Source organism: Metabacillus sp. SLBN-84 (assembly GCF_053629595.1).
Genome location: NZ_JBRJIP010000001.1, coordinates 1,400,344 through 1,415,635, shown reverse-complemented (window position 1 = coordinate 1,415,635; position 15,292 = coordinate 1,400,344). Strand labels below are relative to the sequence as shown.

Annotated in this window: 15 protein-coding genes; 3 read left to right on the top strand and 12 right to left on the bottom strand. The window is 44.8% G+C overall.

The annotated features are described in order from the left end of the window. Positions 1-51: 51 nt before the first annotated feature. From hrcA to gpr, 6 genes are all read right to left on the bottom strand, one after another. On the bottom strand, positions 52-1,080 hold the full coding sequence (gene hrcA, locus RKD52_RS06955) for a heat-inducible transcriptional repressor HrcA (protein WP_029279550.1): 1,029 nt from the start codon (positions 1,078-1,080) through the stop codon (positions 52-54). Positions 1,081-1,223: 143 nt separating this feature from the next. Next, entirely contained in the window at positions 1,224-2,381 is a 1,158-nt protein-coding gene (gene hemW, locus RKD52_RS06950; protein ID WP_454099159.1) for a radical SAM family heme chaperone HemW, read from the bottom strand. Positions 2,382-2,477: 96 nt separating this feature from the next. Next, positions 2,478-4,301 (bottom strand): translation elongation factor 4, encoded by a 1,824-nt coding sequence (gene lepA, locus RKD52_RS06945; RefSeq protein ID WP_454101157.1) that lies wholly within the window; start codon positions 4,299-4,301, stop codon positions 2,478-2,480. Between the two features lie 539 nt (positions 4,302-4,840). Beyond that, on the bottom strand, positions 4,841-5,182 hold the full coding sequence (locus RKD52_RS06940) for a YqxA family protein (RefSeq protein ID WP_454099158.1): 342 nt from the start codon (positions 5,180-5,182) through the stop codon (positions 4,841-4,843). A 24-nt stretch (positions 5,183-5,206) separates the two neighbouring features. Then, on the bottom strand, positions 5,207-6,406 hold the full coding sequence (gene spoIIP / locus RKD52_RS06935; RefSeq protein WP_454099157.1) for a stage II sporulation protein P: 1,200 nt from the start codon (positions 6,404-6,406) through the stop codon (positions 5,207-5,209). Positions 6,407-6,474: 68 nt separating this feature from the next. Further along, positions 6,475-7,593 carry a GPR endopeptidase gene (gene gpr / locus RKD52_RS06930; protein ID WP_454099156.1) on the bottom strand — a complete coding sequence of 373 codons (1,119 nt, stop codon included), beginning with the start codon at positions 7,591-7,593 and terminating at the stop codon, positions 6,475-6,477. Between the two features lie 204 nt (positions 7,594-7,797). On the opposite strand from gpr, the gene rpsT reads away from it, so the two are divergent. Continuing rightward, on the top strand, positions 7,798-8,064 hold the full coding sequence (gene rpsT / locus RKD52_RS06925) for a 30S ribosomal protein S20 (protein WP_029279536.1): 267 nt from the start codon (positions 7,798-7,800) through the stop codon (positions 8,062-8,064). Positions 8,065-8,099: 35 nt separating this feature from the next. Here rpsT and holA read toward each other — a convergent pair whose 3' ends face one another. After that, positions 8,100-9,128, bottom strand: coding sequence for a DNA polymerase III subunit delta (gene holA / locus RKD52_RS06920; RefSeq protein WP_454099155.1), 1,029 nt, complete (start codon positions 9,126-9,128; stop codon positions 8,100-8,102). Between the two features lie 294 nt (positions 9,129-9,422). On the opposite strand from holA, the gene RKD52_RS06915 reads away from it, so the two are divergent. Continuing rightward, positions 9,423-9,557 carry a YqzM family protein gene (locus RKD52_RS06915; protein WP_029279532.1) on the top strand — a complete coding sequence of 45 codons (135 nt, stop codon included), beginning with the start codon at positions 9,423-9,425 and terminating at the stop codon, positions 9,555-9,557. A gap of 36 nt (positions 9,558-9,593) precedes the next feature. On the opposite strand, the gene RKD52_RS06910 is transcribed toward RKD52_RS06915, so the two are convergent. The 3 genes from RKD52_RS06910 to RKD52_RS06900 all read right to left on the bottom strand — a co-directional run bounded on the left by RKD52_RS06910 (position 9,594) and on the right by RKD52_RS06900 (position 13,195). Next, positions 9,594-11,942 carry a DNA internalization-related competence protein ComEC/Rec2 gene (locus RKD52_RS06910; RefSeq protein ID WP_454099154.1) on the bottom strand — a complete coding sequence of 783 codons (2,349 nt, stop codon included), beginning with the start codon at positions 11,940-11,942 and terminating at the stop codon, positions 9,594-9,596. A 5-nt stretch (positions 11,943-11,947) separates the two neighbouring features. Beyond that, complete coding sequence (locus RKD52_RS06905) at positions 11,948-12,496, bottom strand: ComE operon protein 2 (protein ID WP_454099153.1); 549 nt, start codon at positions 12,494-12,496, stop codon at positions 11,948-11,950. Positions 12,497-12,565: 69 nt separating this feature from the next. Beyond that, the gene (locus RKD52_RS06900; protein WP_454099152.1) at positions 12,566-13,195 is read right to left on the bottom strand and encodes a helix-hairpin-helix domain-containing protein; all 630 of its coding nucleotides are present in this window, start codon (positions 13,193-13,195) and stop codon (positions 12,566-12,568) included. Between the two features lie 85 nt (positions 13,196-13,280). Here RKD52_RS06900 and comER point away from each other — a divergent pair, with 85 nt between their 5' ends. Then, complete coding sequence (gene comER / locus RKD52_RS06895; RefSeq protein WP_342823569.1) at positions 13,281-14,105, top strand: late competence protein ComER; 825 nt, start codon at positions 13,281-13,283, stop codon at positions 14,103-14,105. Positions 14,106-14,199: 94 nt separating this feature from the next. On the opposite strand, the gene RKD52_RS06890 is transcribed toward comER, so the two are convergent. Continuing rightward, a complete protein-coding gene (locus RKD52_RS06890) occupies positions 14,200-14,955 on the bottom strand; it encodes a class I SAM-dependent DNA methyltransferase (protein WP_454099151.1) in 756 nt (251 codons plus the stop codon). Beyond that, entirely contained in the window at positions 14,952-15,281 is a 330-nt protein-coding gene (gene rsfS / locus RKD52_RS06885) for a ribosome silencing factor (protein WP_369734838.1), read from the bottom strand. The genes RKD52_RS06890 and rsfS overlap by 4 nt, the downstream gene beginning before the upstream one ends. Between the last annotated feature and the right edge of the window lie 11 nt (positions 15,282-15,292).

Below are 15,292 nucleotides of genomic sequence, written 5' to 3'. Positions count from 1 at the left end.
GAAAGGAGCGGAAAACGGTTTTTCCGCTCTCTTACAATATGGACAATTGTTTTACGAGTGATACAAATTTGTCAGCGCCTTCGACATGTCTTTTGTCACTCTCTGCAGCAGGCTGATAACCCGCGAATATTCCATTCTTGTCGGGCCAAGCACGGCAATGCGGCCGATCTGCCTGTTGTCAACGGAGTAGGTTGCGGTGATCAGGCTGCAGTTTTCCATTGCGATATTTTCATTCTCTTTTCCGATTTTAATCGTTATGCCTGAATCATTGGCATTTAAAATATTGTAAAGTTCCTGCTCCTGTTCAATCATCGTAAGCAGCGTTCTGACCCTTGAGATGTCATTGAATTCAGGCTGACTGAGCATGTTTGTCTTTCCGCCGAAATAGATCTTTTCATTGCTGTTCAGCGTAAACGTTCCGGTAAGCACCTTCATGACAGCGTCATAATTCTGGATATGATTTTTCAGGAGACTGACGATTTCTTTATAGATTTTGTCATGCAGCTCCACAATCGGCACATTAAAGAGCCGCTCATTTAAAATATTGACCATCTTCTCAATATCCTGGGGAGCTATGCTTTCGGGAAAGGAAATCGTTCTGTTCTCTACATGTCCGGTATTTGTCACGATAATGGCAACAGCCGTATCGTCATTTATCGGAACGATCTGAATGCGCTTGAGCCGGTTTTCGTTCACCTTTGGACCGAGAATAATCGATGTATAGTTCGTCAGATCCGATAAGATCTGCGCTGATTTCTGAACGACCTTTTCAAGTTCAAATATACGCTCTGCAAAAACGGATTTGATTGTGACAACATCCATATTTGATAGCTTCTGCGGTGCAAGAAGGTTATCGACATAGTAGCGGTATCCCTTTTCAGACGGAACCCTTCCCGAGGAACTGTGGGTTTTTTCAATAAACCCCATATCCTCAAGATCGGCCATCTCATTGCGGATGGTAGCCGAACTGAACGTGATCGAATCCTTCTTGGACAATGTCCGGGAGCCTACAGGCTGTGCAGACTGGATAAAATCATCCACAATGACCTGAAGGATTAAAAGCTGACGATCTGTTAGCATTATCATCACCTCTGTTAGCACTCTGTATGTGTGAGTGCTAAATCTATAATAAAAAGTATCAAATCACTCGTGAAATGTCAATTATTTAGACGAAATTCCCGTGTTAGGACAGGCAAAAAAACAAAGAGGAAGAAAAGGACTGATTACTGCCCGTCCTTTTCAGGAATGACTCCTAAAAACGCCTGGAACACTTCGTTTCCAAGAAGCTTGCCCTTGTGTGTGAGCGAGAGGAAGTCTCCGTTTTCTTCAATCAGCCCATTGGCAATCTGTTCCTTTATCTGCTGTCCAAAAACCTGCTCCATGCGCATGCCAAATTTTTCATAAAACCTGGCACGGCCCACTCCTGCGGATTTTCTCAGGCCAAGAAACATTTCTTCTTCCATTGCTTCCGCTTTAGACACGATGTGCTCACTCGTATACGGAAATCCTTCGTCTGCAACTAAAGCCATGTATTTTTTCAGAGGTCCGGCATTGGCACGGCGTACTCCTCCTCCATAGCTATGGGCGCCTGCACCGATTCCGAAATACTCTTCATTGTTCCAGTACGTCAGATTATGCATGCTTTCATAACCGGGCTTTGCAAAATTGCTGATTTCATACTGTGCGAAACCGTGCTTGTCCATTTCCTCCATTAACAGCTCATACATGGCTGCCTCTTCTTCCTGAGGAGGAAGAAGAAGTTTTCCTTTAGACATTAAATTATAGAAAACGGTTTTAGGCTCCACGATCAGCGAATAGGACGAATAGTGCTGAACATCAAGACTGAACGCCGTGTGAAGGGTTTCCTTAAAATCTTCAATCGTCTGCCCCGGCAATCCGTACATTAAATCAATGCTGATATTATCAAAGCCCGCTTTTTCTGCAAGTCCGATTGTTTTCATCACATCCAGAGACCTGTGGCTGCGGCCTATTTTTTCAAGCAGCCTGTCATTAAACGTCTGCACGCCAAAACTCAGTCTATTTACTCCAAGCTCTTTCATGATTTTCAGTTTTTCTAAGGAGACTTCACCGGGATTTGCTTCTGCAGCATATTCATGAAGATTTCCAACCGGAAATTCTTCGGCAATGGACGTAAGCAGCTTTTCCATCTGGCGTTCATTCAGGGCTGTCGGTGTGCCGCCGCCTATAAAGATGGTTTTGAGGCCGTCTGCCGGTGTTTTCTTTACTGTGTTTTTCATTTCCTTGTGCATGCTGTCCAAATACTCATCTACAGGCTGATTTTTTAAAAAGACTTTATTAAAATCGCAGTAGTGACAGATTTGTTCGCAGAATGGAATATGAAAATATGCTGCCTGTACCATAGTTCTCACCTTCTAATAAAGAAGCCGCAGTACACGACTGCGGCAGTAGTTTTTTCTTACAATATCACAGTTTTCCGGTGACTCAAAATCATTTGATTAATTGTCATCCATTTTGAGGACTGCCATAAAGGCTTCCTGCGGAACTTCAACAGATCCGACTGTCTTCATCCGCTTTTTACCTTCTTTTTGCTTCTCAAGAAGCTTACGCTTACGTGAGATATCCCCTCCGTAGCACTTGGCAAGAACGTTTTTGCGCATCGCTTTAATCGTCGAACGCGCAACAACCTTCTGTCCGATCGCCGCCTGAATCGGCACTTCGAACTGCTGGCGGGGGATCAGTTCTTTCAGTTTTTCAACAATGATTTTCCCGCGGTCATAGGCTGAATCATTGTGCACAATGAACGACAGGGCATCAATTTTTTCGTTATTTAAGAGAATATCCATTTTCACAAGCTTGGATGCTTTGTATCCAATCAGCTCGTAATCGAAAGAGGCATATCCTTTCGTGTTGGATTTGAGCTGGTCAAAGAAGTCATAGACAATCTCTGAAAGCGGCAGTTCATAAATAATGCTGACACGGTTTTCATCAAGATACTGCATATCAATGAAATTGCCGCGCTTAATCTGGCAAAGCTCCATTACCGCTCCAACATAATCGTTAGGCACCATAACGGTTGCTTTTACATACGGTTCCTCAATCCGGTCAATCTTCTGCGGATCAGGCAGGTTTGACGGATTGTCAACACGGACGTCAGATCCGTCTGTCAGGAAAACATTATAGATAACACTCGGTGCAGTTGTGATCAGGTCAATTTTAAATTCGCGTTCAATCCGCTCCTGGATAATCTCCATATGAAGGAGGCCAAGGAATCCGCAGCGGAAGCCGAAACCAAGCGCCTGTGACGTTTCCGGCTCAAATTGCAAAGCAGAATCGTTCAGCTCAAGCTTTTCAAGAGCTTCGCGAAGGTCATTGTATTTTGCTGTATCAATCGGGTAAAGTCCGCAGTATACCATCGGATTCAGCTTACGGTAGCCCGGAAGCGCCTCAGTGGCACTGTTCTTTGCATCCGTAATGGTATCACCGACACGTGTGTCTCCCACGTTTTTAATCGCAGCTGTTAAAAATCCTACGTCTCCAACGTTTAACTCATCCATAAGGACAGGTTTTGGCGTAAATACGCCTACCTCTGTAACTTCAAATTCTTTGCCGGTCGCCATCATCTTAATTTTCTGACCGACTTTAACCGTTCCTTCAACGACACGGATATAGGCTACAACTCCGCGGTAAGCATCATAAAGCGAATCAAAGATCAGCGCTTTAAGAGGAGCTTCAGGGTCGCCTTTTGGAGCCGGAACCTTCTCCACAACCTGCTCCAGAATTTCTTCAATACCGATGCCAGCTTTAGCTGAAGCAAGAACAGCCTCTGAGGCGTCAAGCCCGATCACATCTTCAATCTCCTGACGCACCCGCTCTGGGTCCGCACTCGGAAGATCGATCTTATTAATGATCGGCAAAATCTCAAGATCATTGTCAAGCGCCAGATAAACGTTTGCAAGCGTCTGAGCTTCAATACCCTGGGCTGCATCTACAACAAGAACCGCACCTTCGCACGCAGCAAGGCTTCGGGATACCTCGTATGTAAAGTCAACATGTCCCGGGGTATCGATTAAATGGAAGATGTACTCTTCCCCGTCTTTTGCTTTATATCGCAGCTGAACAGCATTCAATTTGATCGTAATGCCGCGTTCCCGCTCAAGGTCCATTGAGTCAAGAAGCTGATTTTTCATTTCTCTCTGAGTCAAAGCAGACGTCTTCTCAAGAATCCGGTCGGCTAGCGTTGACTTCCCGTGGTCAATATGAGCAATGATTGAGAAGTTGCGGATCTTGGACTGCCTCTTTAATTTATCGTCTTTATTCATCATAATCGTTCTATCACTCCTACTAAACTGGCCAATGCACTAACTTTGATTATAACAATAGGGGGGGGAACATTCAACACCGAAAAGCGGAATCGCCCGGGCAGCTCCGGGAGTCAGATAAGGAAACGGCGGTAAAGGCGCTTTTTGCCTTTGCCGACGGTTCCGTTCTGACAGAGGAGTTGGGCGATGGAGCTGGACATCACCGAAAAGCGGAGGGGCCTGTTTAGACCTGGCAGGCAGATAAGAAATCACCGGAAAAGGCCTGGTTTGCCTTTTTCGGGGATTTTGTTCTGACAGAAGGTCTGGGCACCGGAGCTGGACATCACCGAAAAGCGGAATCGCCACAATTTATATCCGGATTATGCCCTAGAACTTACTTCCGCTTCTCTGAAGGGCACATTCTTACTTGGTTTTCGCCCTTCAGCAATCATCAAGCATGTCAAGGGCTCAATACACTATTCACTTCTGCCCTTCATAATCCCCAAACAAAAAAAGGAAAGCAGCATCCCCGCTTCCCTCCATCATATGCAGTATCCCGCTTATTGAAACAGGCTTTCAACCAGGCTTGCCAAAAAGCTGATCAGGCCCGTAATGACAGCACTCGCAAACGAGGCAAATGTCTTTCCCAGCTGGGAAAAGAAGTTGAATGCTTCCATGTCTTCGAGCTTTTGCTGCTTTTCTTCAAGGTTGTGTGTGTTTCCGAGGACAGAAGCTTCGAGTTCGCCTGATGCATCATTTTTCACCTCAAAAGCGCTGCTTAAATCCGGGTCTTCATAGCCTTTCATTTTAACGAGGCCGTGGTTTGCCTGCTGCATGCCGAACAGGACTCCAAAAAGAAGAACCGAGCATAAGACAAAGCACTTCAGCATGAATTTTATCATCGTACGTCCCTCTAATCTGTTTGCTTATTTTTTCTCAGCGGCAGGCGCTGCATTTACTTTTTCTGCCTGCCAGTAATAATCTGCAAAAATGTCGGCCACTGCATCCGCTGTTCTGTTCAGTTCTTCAAGGTTATTATCGATTCCGCCAAATTCGATGAGCATGGCATTTTGCGAAAGATCCTGGTTATAGAGGCTGTTTGACCCCTGAGATTTTTTCACAAGTACACCTCGGCTGAGTCCCGGATACTTGCTTTCGATCGACTTATGAAGCTCTGATGCTAGCTGTGCATTTTTATCATGAAAGGGGTTTTTCCCTCCGATAATAAATGCTACTCGTGCATATTTTTTGCCGCCGATGGTCGCAGTTGTAATATTGTAAGGCTGTGAATCCCGGTGAATATCAATGACATACTCAATTTCTTTGTTTGATGCCATTGCTGTTTCGACTGTCGGTCTTGACATTGAGTATGCTTTGGTAAAGGACCATCCCTTTTCATTCAGCTTTTTCATAAAATTCGTTTTATCAACATTTGTCCCAATTCCCTTGTCTTGAAGTGCTTTCCCAAGCCTGTCGCCTACAAGGGTTACATTAGCTTCTGAGTGATAGGCGCTGTTTGGGTTCTTCACATTTTTCAGCATGGGCAGATAGGATTCTGTTGTATGAGTGTGATAAATATAGACGACTTTCCGGTCACCTGTCGTTTCGACCGGAGGGGTTTTCGCCTGGTCAGGCTCGTCGCCTGCTCCCTCCAAGTCAGCTATGGAAGCCTCCCTCTCTTCAAGCAGCACTTCTGTTGGAGGCGGAGATTCAATTGGCATGGTCGTATAGTCGGTTCCTTCGCCTGCTACTAAAATTTCACTGTCAAAAAGAGTGAAACCGGGCAGCTCTCTTCCTAGAAGACTGCGGGGATCATCCGGATTGATGCTTGTTGCTGCTTTAAAAAACAAGGAGGACACGCTCGGAAGCTTCGTTTCTTTAGGAAGATCCTTTATAAAATAACGGTTTTCAAAACCAAGAAGGTGTATGAATGCCTGTCCGTTAATATTGCTTGTCAGTTCGTTAATTGATTTTGAGGTAATCCTGTATTCAGGCTTGAGCGAGGTCAGTGCGCCTGAGAGCAAAAACACGAGCATAAACAAAGTAAAGCCTAGTGCGAATCCTTTTTTCAAGCTTGTCCCGTTTAAAGTGACAACAATACCGCGAGTTTGACGAAAGTGCTTCATCTTTCTTTTTCCTCCTTAAAGCCTGCCTGCTGAATTATATGCAGCAGAAGGAGAAAATAGACTGCTTTTTAGTGGGTGTACGATCGTGCATTTCCTCTGTCAACCTGCTGATGAAGCGCTTCGTTCAGACCATTGGCAACAACCGTCGCCATATCTTCTATAAATGTGTCTACTTCTTTTGGTGTTACCATCAGGTTATGTCCAAGCGGCGACAGAACCTCATGGATCAGCCTTCTTTTTTCTTCATCTTCAAGCGTGCCGATGACACCGAGAAATTGCTGTCTGTGTTCATCAGAAGGCATATCCTCATCTGTAAGAACTTTCTTTTTTCCAAACGACATTCCTGCGGGAGTCAGTGCTTTGGAAGGTTTATCCCCTTCTCTTATCTCCCTGCCGAAATGCTTCAAAATAAAATCGATGGTATCGCTTGTAATCGAAACGGCATCCACAACCGTTGGAATTCCGAGTGCTATAACCGGTATGCCAAGCGTATCCATGCTGAGTTCTTTCCGCTTGTTGCCCACACCTGAACCAGGATGGATGCCTGTATCTGAAATTTGAATCGTCGTGTTCACACGTTCAATGGAACGTGCAGCAAGTGCATCGATGGCAATGACAAAATCAGGCTTGCTTTTCTCGATGATGCCAGTAATGATATCACTCGTTTCAATGCCTGTAATCCCCATGACTCCGGGGGATATGGCGCTGACCGGCCTGAACCCTTCCTGAACATTTTCAGGCTGCAGTTTAAACAGATGACGGGTCACCAGGAGATTTTCCACCACCTGCGGTCCAAGCGAATCAGGCGTCACATTCCAGTTTCCGAGTCCGACAACAAGACAGCTTGCGTCTTTGGATATGTTCAGGCCCTCCATAAACTGGCTGAACTCTTTTGCAAAGACATCGACAACCTGATCCTGGAGAGCTGTATCTTTCTGGCGAATTCCCTGAACTTCAAGCGTCAGATAATTGCCTGGTTTTTTGCCGGTCAGCTCTGCTCCCTGTTCTGTTATTTGGAGAGATGTGATTTTAATCCCGTTCTCATCCCTCTCTTTAACTATGACACCTTCTATTTCAGGAGATTTCTCCTTTTGTTCAGGAGTTCTTGATTCCTGGGCCATTCCCTTTGCTTCGATGGCTAAATCTGTCCGGACTGAGTACTTGCTTAAATCCAATGATTCTTTCACGTGTTTTCCTCCTGGCAAAATAGATTTATTCCTTATTTTTACCGGTTTTGGAACGTTTCATTCCAGGAGGAAAACGGCTGCGAGATTTTCCTTTACAATTTTATTGCATTCTATATTCCCGTTTGATAAAATATCACTTGTTCTTATTGTTGATGAAAATATCGAGTATAATAGATCTCGAATGCTTTTTAGGAGGTGAAACGAATGCCAAACATCAAATCTGCGATCAAACGCACAAAAACGAACGCTGAGCGCAATGCACACAACGCTACAATCAAATCTGCTATGCGTACTGCTATCAAAAGAGTAGAAGCTCTTATTGTTAACAACGATGCTGACAATGCTAAAGCTGCACTATCTGTAGCTGCTAAAAGAATTGACAAAGCTGCTCAAAGTGGACTAATCCACAAAAACGCTGCTGCTCGTTACAAATCTCGTTTAACGAAATCTGTAAACGGTCTTTCAGCATAATGTAAAAAATCCTCTTCACGGGAAGAGGATTTTTTTTATGCATTTTTACTGTTGAAAAGCTTCAGAAGGAATAACTCAATGGTCAGTTTCTTATCCATCTTTCCCGTTTTCATGACATAATCAGCTTCTGCCAGCTCATTCATGATGGCTGCAAGCTCGTTGCTTTGAAACAGCTGTGCCTGCGCCAGAGCAAGCTTGACTCTGAAAGGATGCACTTTGAGGTTCCCTGCTATCTGCTGCTGTCCATAGCCTTGTGCTGCAAGCTCTTTCGCCTGCAGCAGGAGCCTGAACTGATTGATTAGAAGGGACAGAATTTTAATCGGTTCTTCGTTTGCTTTCAGCAGGTCATAAAAGATCTGCATCGCTTTCGCCCGGTCTTTGCGGACAACTTTTTCAATTAGTTCAAAAATATTCTGCTCAAGTGTTCTCGCGACTAAAGAGGATACCGTGTCCGCTGTAATGGTTCCGCCTTCACCTGTATATGTACTCAATTTTGAAAGCTCCTGCGAGATGGCCATAAGATTTCCTGCAGTCAGCATATAAAGCATGTCCCGGGCCTCGTTTTGAAGAGTGATCCCATGCGTATCCGCCAGTTCATTCATCCATTTTTTCGTTTCACCTTCTGAAAATCCGTTCATTTCCACCGTTTCGGCTGTTTTTTTCAGGGCTTTTGTGATTTTTTTCCGTTCGTCAAGCTTTTCATACGGAGCTGCAATCACAAGAATGGTATAAGGTGCTGGGGAGTTTATGTACTCCTCAAGTTTTTCAATGCGGTGCTCAAGCTTTTCCTTCTTTTTCTCGCTTGTTAAAAACGCCGGGTTTTTTATAATAACCACTCTCCGCTCACCGAGAAAGGGAAGCGTTTCAGCATCTTCTATTGCAGCTTCAAGCAGCGTTTCCGACAAATCGTACTGCGCAAGATTAAAATCCATTTCGGACGGTTCCAGTGCAGCATCTATGATCAGCTGAAGGGTTTCCTGAAGAAGATAGGATTCCTTGCCCAGCAGCAGGTATACAGGCTTCAGCTTTTTATTTTTCAGGTCTTTCCAGACATTTACTACCATGTAATCACCCAGTTTCCATCATGCTTCTCTCATCGTATAGGTCCTTTGCTATTTTTTCAAGAGGAAAAGCCAAATGGAACAGGGAACCTGATGACAAGTCCCCTGATTTATATAAACGCCGCCGCACATGACCCGGGTTCCACATACTGGCTGGCGATCGATCTGATTTCTTATAGTCTCCTCTTGTCCCCATCTTTCTATAGGTGTAAAGTGTTGACAAATGGGCGACCCGAAAATGATAGATTTTTTGGCGGATTTGACTTATACTATAAGGCATAATAGGAGGGGTAAATTGTGAATGAATTTGAAAAGAATGTTCAAAGTAAACGCAACGACGCTGTAGACTCTGGAGTGGGATTTGTTGTATCATTCGGTTTTTTCGCCACGATCTTCATCATGGCAACTGTTATTAAGTTAATCGGTTCATGACAACCCTTACATAGAGGCTGCCGGGCAGTCTCTTTTTCATTTTTCCTTTCCTGATACGCTATCGTATGGAGGGTAGATAGAAAATGTTCCATTGTCCCCCTTAAATTTATAAGCAATTGACCCATCCCGGTCCGTCCGGTATGTTTTGGCCCCATTTTGCTCAAGGAGTTTCAGCACTTCCGGATGGGGATGATTGTATCTGTTTTTCCTTCCGGCCGAAATCACGGCTATCTTGGGCTGCAGCTGCTGAAGAAAGGGATTGGAAGTGGAACCTTTGCTTCCATGATGGCCAATTTTCAGAACATCCGCCCGTAATCCCCTGTAGGCTTCAAGGAGCCGCTTCTCCCCCTCATGTTCAAGATCACCGGTAAAGATCCACTTCAGACCTCCTATTTCCGCGTACAGAACAAGTGAATCATCGTTTTCACTGTCTGTAAGCTCTGCAGGTGATAATGCTTTCCACTTGAAATATTTGTCATCCATAACATCTCCGCTTTTAAGAGCGGTTATTTTTATCCCTCTTGCCAAAGCCTCATCTACAATTTCTTTTTCAAAATCCCCTCTGATAAATCCTTTTGGAACGACGATTTCCCTTACCTCCACTTCATCTAAAAGTTTCAGTGCTTCCCCTGCATGGTCCGCATCCCCATGAGTCAAAATCAGCTTATCGAGCGTGTTCTTACCTTTAGATTTTAAAAATGGCACCAGCGTATCCTCGGCTATGGAGTAGGATGACCGTTTTTCCTGCCAGGCTTCCCTGCTGAACGAGAGGATGCCTCCGGTATCAATCAGATATGTTCCCTGATTATAAGGCGCAGACACGAATATGGAATCACCCTGCCCGACATCCAGAATGACAACCTCTCCTTCTGCCTGGAAGTGTGCAGATTGATGCTGAAGGAAGAGAAGCAGAAAAATGACTGCTGCCGGCCCTTTCAGCCGGCTGAAAAGGAAATTCCGTTCGTATGCTGCAGCAGCAAAGCAAAAGCACATCGTGTAAAGGGAAAGCATCAGCCATGATGGCTTCCCGAATAAAAGCATAAAAGAATATTTGCTGCCTGCAAGCAGCACCGCATCATTGCTGATGGAAATGACGGCATCTGTCACTCCAATCAGCACTGCCCCTGCAGAAGGAACAGCCGCTTTTAAGAGAAAAGAGCCAATACAAAGTGGAAGGACGACCGCTGAATAAAATGGCACAAACAGCAAATTCACCAGTACACTTACCGCTGACATCTGATAGAAGCTGTGCAGAATGATCGGGAGAGAGGAAGCCTGTGCAATCACTGATACAGCTGTGAGCTGCTGCAGACGGCTTGAAAATGAGGATAAAATTTTAACGGATAAAAGAAGGGCCAGACTGACTGCAAAGGACAGCTGAAAACCGATGTTAAATAAATAATAGGGATCTGCGGCAAGCATCACGATAAATGCAATGGAAATCGCATCAGCAGCCGTGAGCTTTACTTTCAGCTGTTTAACCGCAAGATAAATCATACTCATGCCGGCAGCCCTCAGGACAGACGGAGCCCCGCCTGCAAGCAGGCTGTATACGGGAAGCAGCAGAAGAAGAATACGGGCAGCCCATTCATGTGTCACACCTGAGCGTATGAGAATGAAGTAAAAGCAGGAAACAAGAATGCTGACATGCAGTCCTGAAATCGCCAGCAAATGGATGATGCCCAAATCCCGGTACGCCTCGTTGATCTCCTCTGGAATAAGCTCTCTGTATCCAAAAAGCAGCGCCGCAGCAATGCCTCTTGATTGGGGAGAAAATTCCGAGGCAGCAAACTTAATCCCTTTTTCTCTGTACTCAGCCAGCTTTTCAAAAAAAGATGATGCCCCGCCGCTGCAGTCTTTGATCGAATCCGGGGTCATAATCCAGTGAATTCTGCTATACCTCAAATAATCATGATAGTCAAACGCATTAGGCACAGTCGCTTTTAATGGATGCGTGAGATTGCCATTAAATGTACAGGAGGTGCCTGCTTCAATCTGTTTGGCCAGGTTCATAAGTTCCCGTTCAGACTGAACGTAATAGACGGCAGACAGCTTCTCCCCATGCGCAAGAATCAGGCCTTTCATCTGATTTCCGTCAAACTCAGGCGGTTTTAAAAAGGCTGCGCGGAGAACGGTTCTGCCTTCTGTAAATTGTGAAACATTTCGATTGTCGGTTTGGGTGTAGTAAATGGTAAAGAACATAAACGTGAGAAGTGTAAGAATGAAAAGGGTCTTTTGTTTACGGAGTAGAAGATAGGAAAAGAAGAAGAACAACAATATGAGCATATGGGGATGATCAGGAGATTTTGCAGCAGCAACACCTAAACCGGATGCTGCCGCAAAATAGATAAGCCTTCCCTGATAGCTTATTTTAGAGATCTGCAAGATATTCACCTTTTAAACAGCTTGTCTGCTTTTTTTATGAGCATGTCGCGGGCATCCGCATCATCAGCACTTACACGTTGAAGAAGTTCTTCTACGAACTCCCTTTGCTCCGCTTCAAGTGAATCCGTCTCGCCTACCACTTGCTCTACTGCAACTCCCGCCTGTTCAAATAATTCGATAGCATAAGGGTGATTCCTATAGCTTTTTGCATAATAAACTTTCTTTATACCGCTTTGAATAAGAGCTTTGCAGCACTGCAGGCAGGGAAAGTGGGTCACATATATTTCTGCTCCCGCCGCCGGAACGCCGAATTTTGCACATTGAAGCAGCGCATTCATTTCCGCGTGGATGGTTCTTACACAATGGTTATCGATGACGTAGCAGCCTTCATCTATGCAGTGCACCCCTCCCGCAATGGAGCCGTTGTACCCGCCTGCTATAATCCTCTTGTCTCTTACAATGGTCGCTCCTACTGCAAGCCTCGTGCACGTGCTTCTTAATGCGAGCAAGTGGCTCTGGGCCATAAAATACTGATTCCAGGAAATTCTGTTCATATTATCCCCCCATTTGTAAAAGTGCATGATCTTTTTCTAGTGTACTGATACTTCTAAAACGCAGTCAATTCATTTTACTGAAATACTGTCTTTCACTTTTTCAAACGATTTTTCTCCGATTCCTGAAACATTCATAAGATCTTCAACGGCTTTAAAACCGCCTGCTTCCTCCCTGTAGGCAATAATGGCCTCTGCTTTTGCCGGGCCTATCCCTGTAAGGGTCTGCAGTTCCTCAGATGACGCCTTATTCAGGTTCACCACTTTCTCTCCTCCCCCGCCCGAAGCATTTGCCCCTGCAGTCTGCTGAGTGAGCTCATTCGGGATTTCTCCAATCTTCGGAACCTGAACCACCATACCGTCTTCAAGCAGTGCGGCAAGGTTAATCTGTGCAGCATCCGCCTGTTCAGTAAGTCCCCCGGCAGCATCGATGACATGATGGTATCTTTCTCCAGGCTTCATTTCATAAACGCCAGGCGTTTTCACCTCACCCTTCACGTCCACAATGATTTCCTCCGGCTGACTTTCCGCACTTTGATCGGGTGTGGTTTCGGGAGGTTCGAGTTCCATTGATAAAGCCTCTTCATCAAGCAATTTTGTCTTTTCGCCCCCTGAATCTTGCTCCTGAGATTGATAAACATACAGAAAAACAGCTGCAGCGGCAATCAGAACAGCGATTTTATATTTTTTAAGTAATTTCATTTTAAGCTCCTTAGTTGTATTCATAAATGGGAAACAGATTTCATAAAGTGTAGGAGTAAGTATGATAAAAGGAGGGGATGACACATTGAACGCAGGTTTTATTGGAACAGGCAATATGGGGAAGATTCTGATTGAAGCGTTTATTGAATCTCATGCACTTAAGCCCTCAGACATTCATATTACAAACCGCACATTTGAAAAAGCGGCAAACCTGAGAAAAGAGCATCCTAAACTGAACCTGTACTTAACGCCCGAAGAAATTGCTCGGCAAGCTGAGCTTATTTTTATATGCGTCAAGCCGCTTGATATTCACCCCCTGTTGCTGAAATTGTCACCCTATCTCCGGCATGATCAATGCATTATTTCCATAACGAGCCCAATCAGTGTGGAGCAGCTGCAGTCGGTTGTCAGCTGTCAGGTCGCCCGTGTTATACCGAGTATTACAAACCGGGCACTGTCAGGAGTGTCACTGCTGACGTTCGGAAGATGCAGCGGGGATATGCGAAAGAAAATTGAAGAACTCTTCCAGACCATCTCTCATCCATTTACAATTGACGATCAGATTACACGTGTCTCCTCAGATATTGTAAGCTGCGGGCCGGCATTCTTCAGTTATCTGCTTCAGCGGTTTATTGATGCAGCTGTCAGGGAAACAGACATTACAAAAAATCAGGCGGTACAGCTTACAAGTGAAATGGTCGTCGGTCTTGGGAAATTGCTTGAAAGCGAGAGGTATACACTGCCAACCCTTCAGGAGAAGGTGTGTGTAAAAGGCGGTGTTACGGGAGAGGGGATCAGTGTGATGGAATCTGAACTGGGCGATGTTTTTGAACACCTGTTTCAGAGGACCCATAAAAAATTCGATCAGGATCTGAGAGAAGTGGGAGAACAGTTCGGGAGATATGAGTGACTATACTAATCATTCTTCAAGCAGCCTTCTATTCCTTCTTCATACGAAAAAAAACCATCAAAAAAATGATGGTTTTTTAGCGGTTAGATAAGGCTTAACCCAGTGACCCGTTCTTCCGAGCGGTAAAAAAGATTCTCTCGGATTCTTCGTCAGGCTGATCCTGCGAAAAATCCGCACTTATCTCAAGCAGTTCCAGCCCCGCAGCCGCAATCATATCTTTGTAGCAGTCAATGGAGTAGGTTCTTTGAATATGGAATTCATCGAAGCGCTCATAAAGAGAATCCCGCTTTACAAAAAAGGATAAATCGTGCTCGATGCTGCCGGGCTCATCGCCCAGGAAACTGTTCCAAATAAAGCTTACATCCTCATCATTTCCTGCAAAAGTAGCGCCATTAAAAATTTCATGAATTTTATATAATGAGTGCACATCAAAAATAATCAGACCGCCATCAGCCAGCTGGTCAAAGGATGCTTTAAGAGTATTTTGGACATCTTCTTTTGACTGCAGATAATTCAGGGAATCACAGCAGATAAAGACACCGTCAAATGATTGATTCAGATCGCTTTTCTCACGCATGTCATGCTGAAGATACTGGATGCTGAGACCCAGTTCTGCTGTCTTCTGATAAGCGACTGAAAGCATCTCTTCACTGATGTCCATGCCGGTAACGCCGTATCCTTTTTGCTTGAGCCTGATGGATATCTCCCCGGTGCCGCAGCCTAAATCAAGAATGCGGCTGCCTCCGTTTCCATATCCCGTCATTCTTTCATGAAGAAAATCCGTCCACTGTCCGTACGGGACGTCTTTCATCAATTCATCGTAAATTTCAGCGAATCCTTTATAGATCATGGAGCGAGAACATTCTCCAGATTCTCATGCGGAGCATCTCCCCAGAGCTTTTCAAGCTTATAGTAACCCCGCTCTTCTTTATGGAAAACATGAGCTACAACATCTCCCATATCAATCAGTACCCAGCGTGCTTCATCGAAGCCTTCCAGACGTTTCACGTTAATCCCTTTTTCGCCTGCCTGATCTTTCATCTCTCTTGCGATGGCCTGAACCTGTTTATCTGAATTCCCGTGACAAATCAGAAAGTAATCCGCAATTAATGAGATTCCTTCCATTTTAAGGGCAACAATGTCTTCCCCTCTTTTATCATCTGCTGCTTTTGCCATGATTTCCAATG

Bases quoted from the DNA above. Each gene is read 5' to 3' on its own strand.
- hrcA (WP_029279550.1), bottom strand. From the start codon at position 1,080: ATGCTAACAGATCGTCAGCTTTTAATCCTTCAGGTCATTGTGGATGAT.
- hemW (WP_454099159.1), bottom strand. From the start codon at position 2,381: ATGGTACAGGCAGCATATTTTCATATTCCATTCTGCGAACAAATCTGT.
- lepA (WP_454101157.1), bottom strand. From the start codon at position 4,301: ATGAATAAAGACGATAAATTAAAGAGGCAGTCCAAGATCCGCAACTTC.
- RKD52_RS06940 (WP_454099158.1), bottom strand. From the start codon at position 5,182: ATGATAAAATTCATGCTGAAGTGCTTTGTCTTATGCTCGGTTCTTCTT.
- spoIIP (WP_454099157.1), bottom strand. From the start codon at position 6,406: ATGAAGCACTTTCGTCAAACTCGCGGTATTGTTGTCACTTTAAACGGG.
- rpsT (WP_029279536.1), top strand. From the start codon at position 7,798: ATGCCAAACATCAAATCTGCGATCAAACGCACAAAAACGAACGCTGAG.
- holA (WP_454099155.1), bottom strand. From the start codon at position 9,128: ATGGTAGTAAATGTCTGGAAAGACCTGAAAAATAAAAAGCTGAAGCCT.
- RKD52_RS06905 (WP_454099153.1), bottom strand. From the start codon at position 12,496: ATGAACAGAATTTCCTGGAATCAGTATTTTATGGCCCAGAGCCACTTG.
- RKD52_RS06900 (WP_454099152.1), bottom strand. From the start codon at position 13,195: ATGAAATTACTTAAAAAATATAAAATCGCTGTTCTGATTGCCGCTGCA.
- RKD52_RS06890 (WP_454099151.1), bottom strand. From the start codon at position 14,955: ATGATCTATAAAGGATTCGCTGAAATTTACGATGAATTGATGAAAGAC.
- rsfS (WP_369734838.1), bottom strand. From the start codon at position 15,281: ATGGCAAAAGCAGCAGATGATAAAAGAGGGGAAGACATTGTTGCCCTT.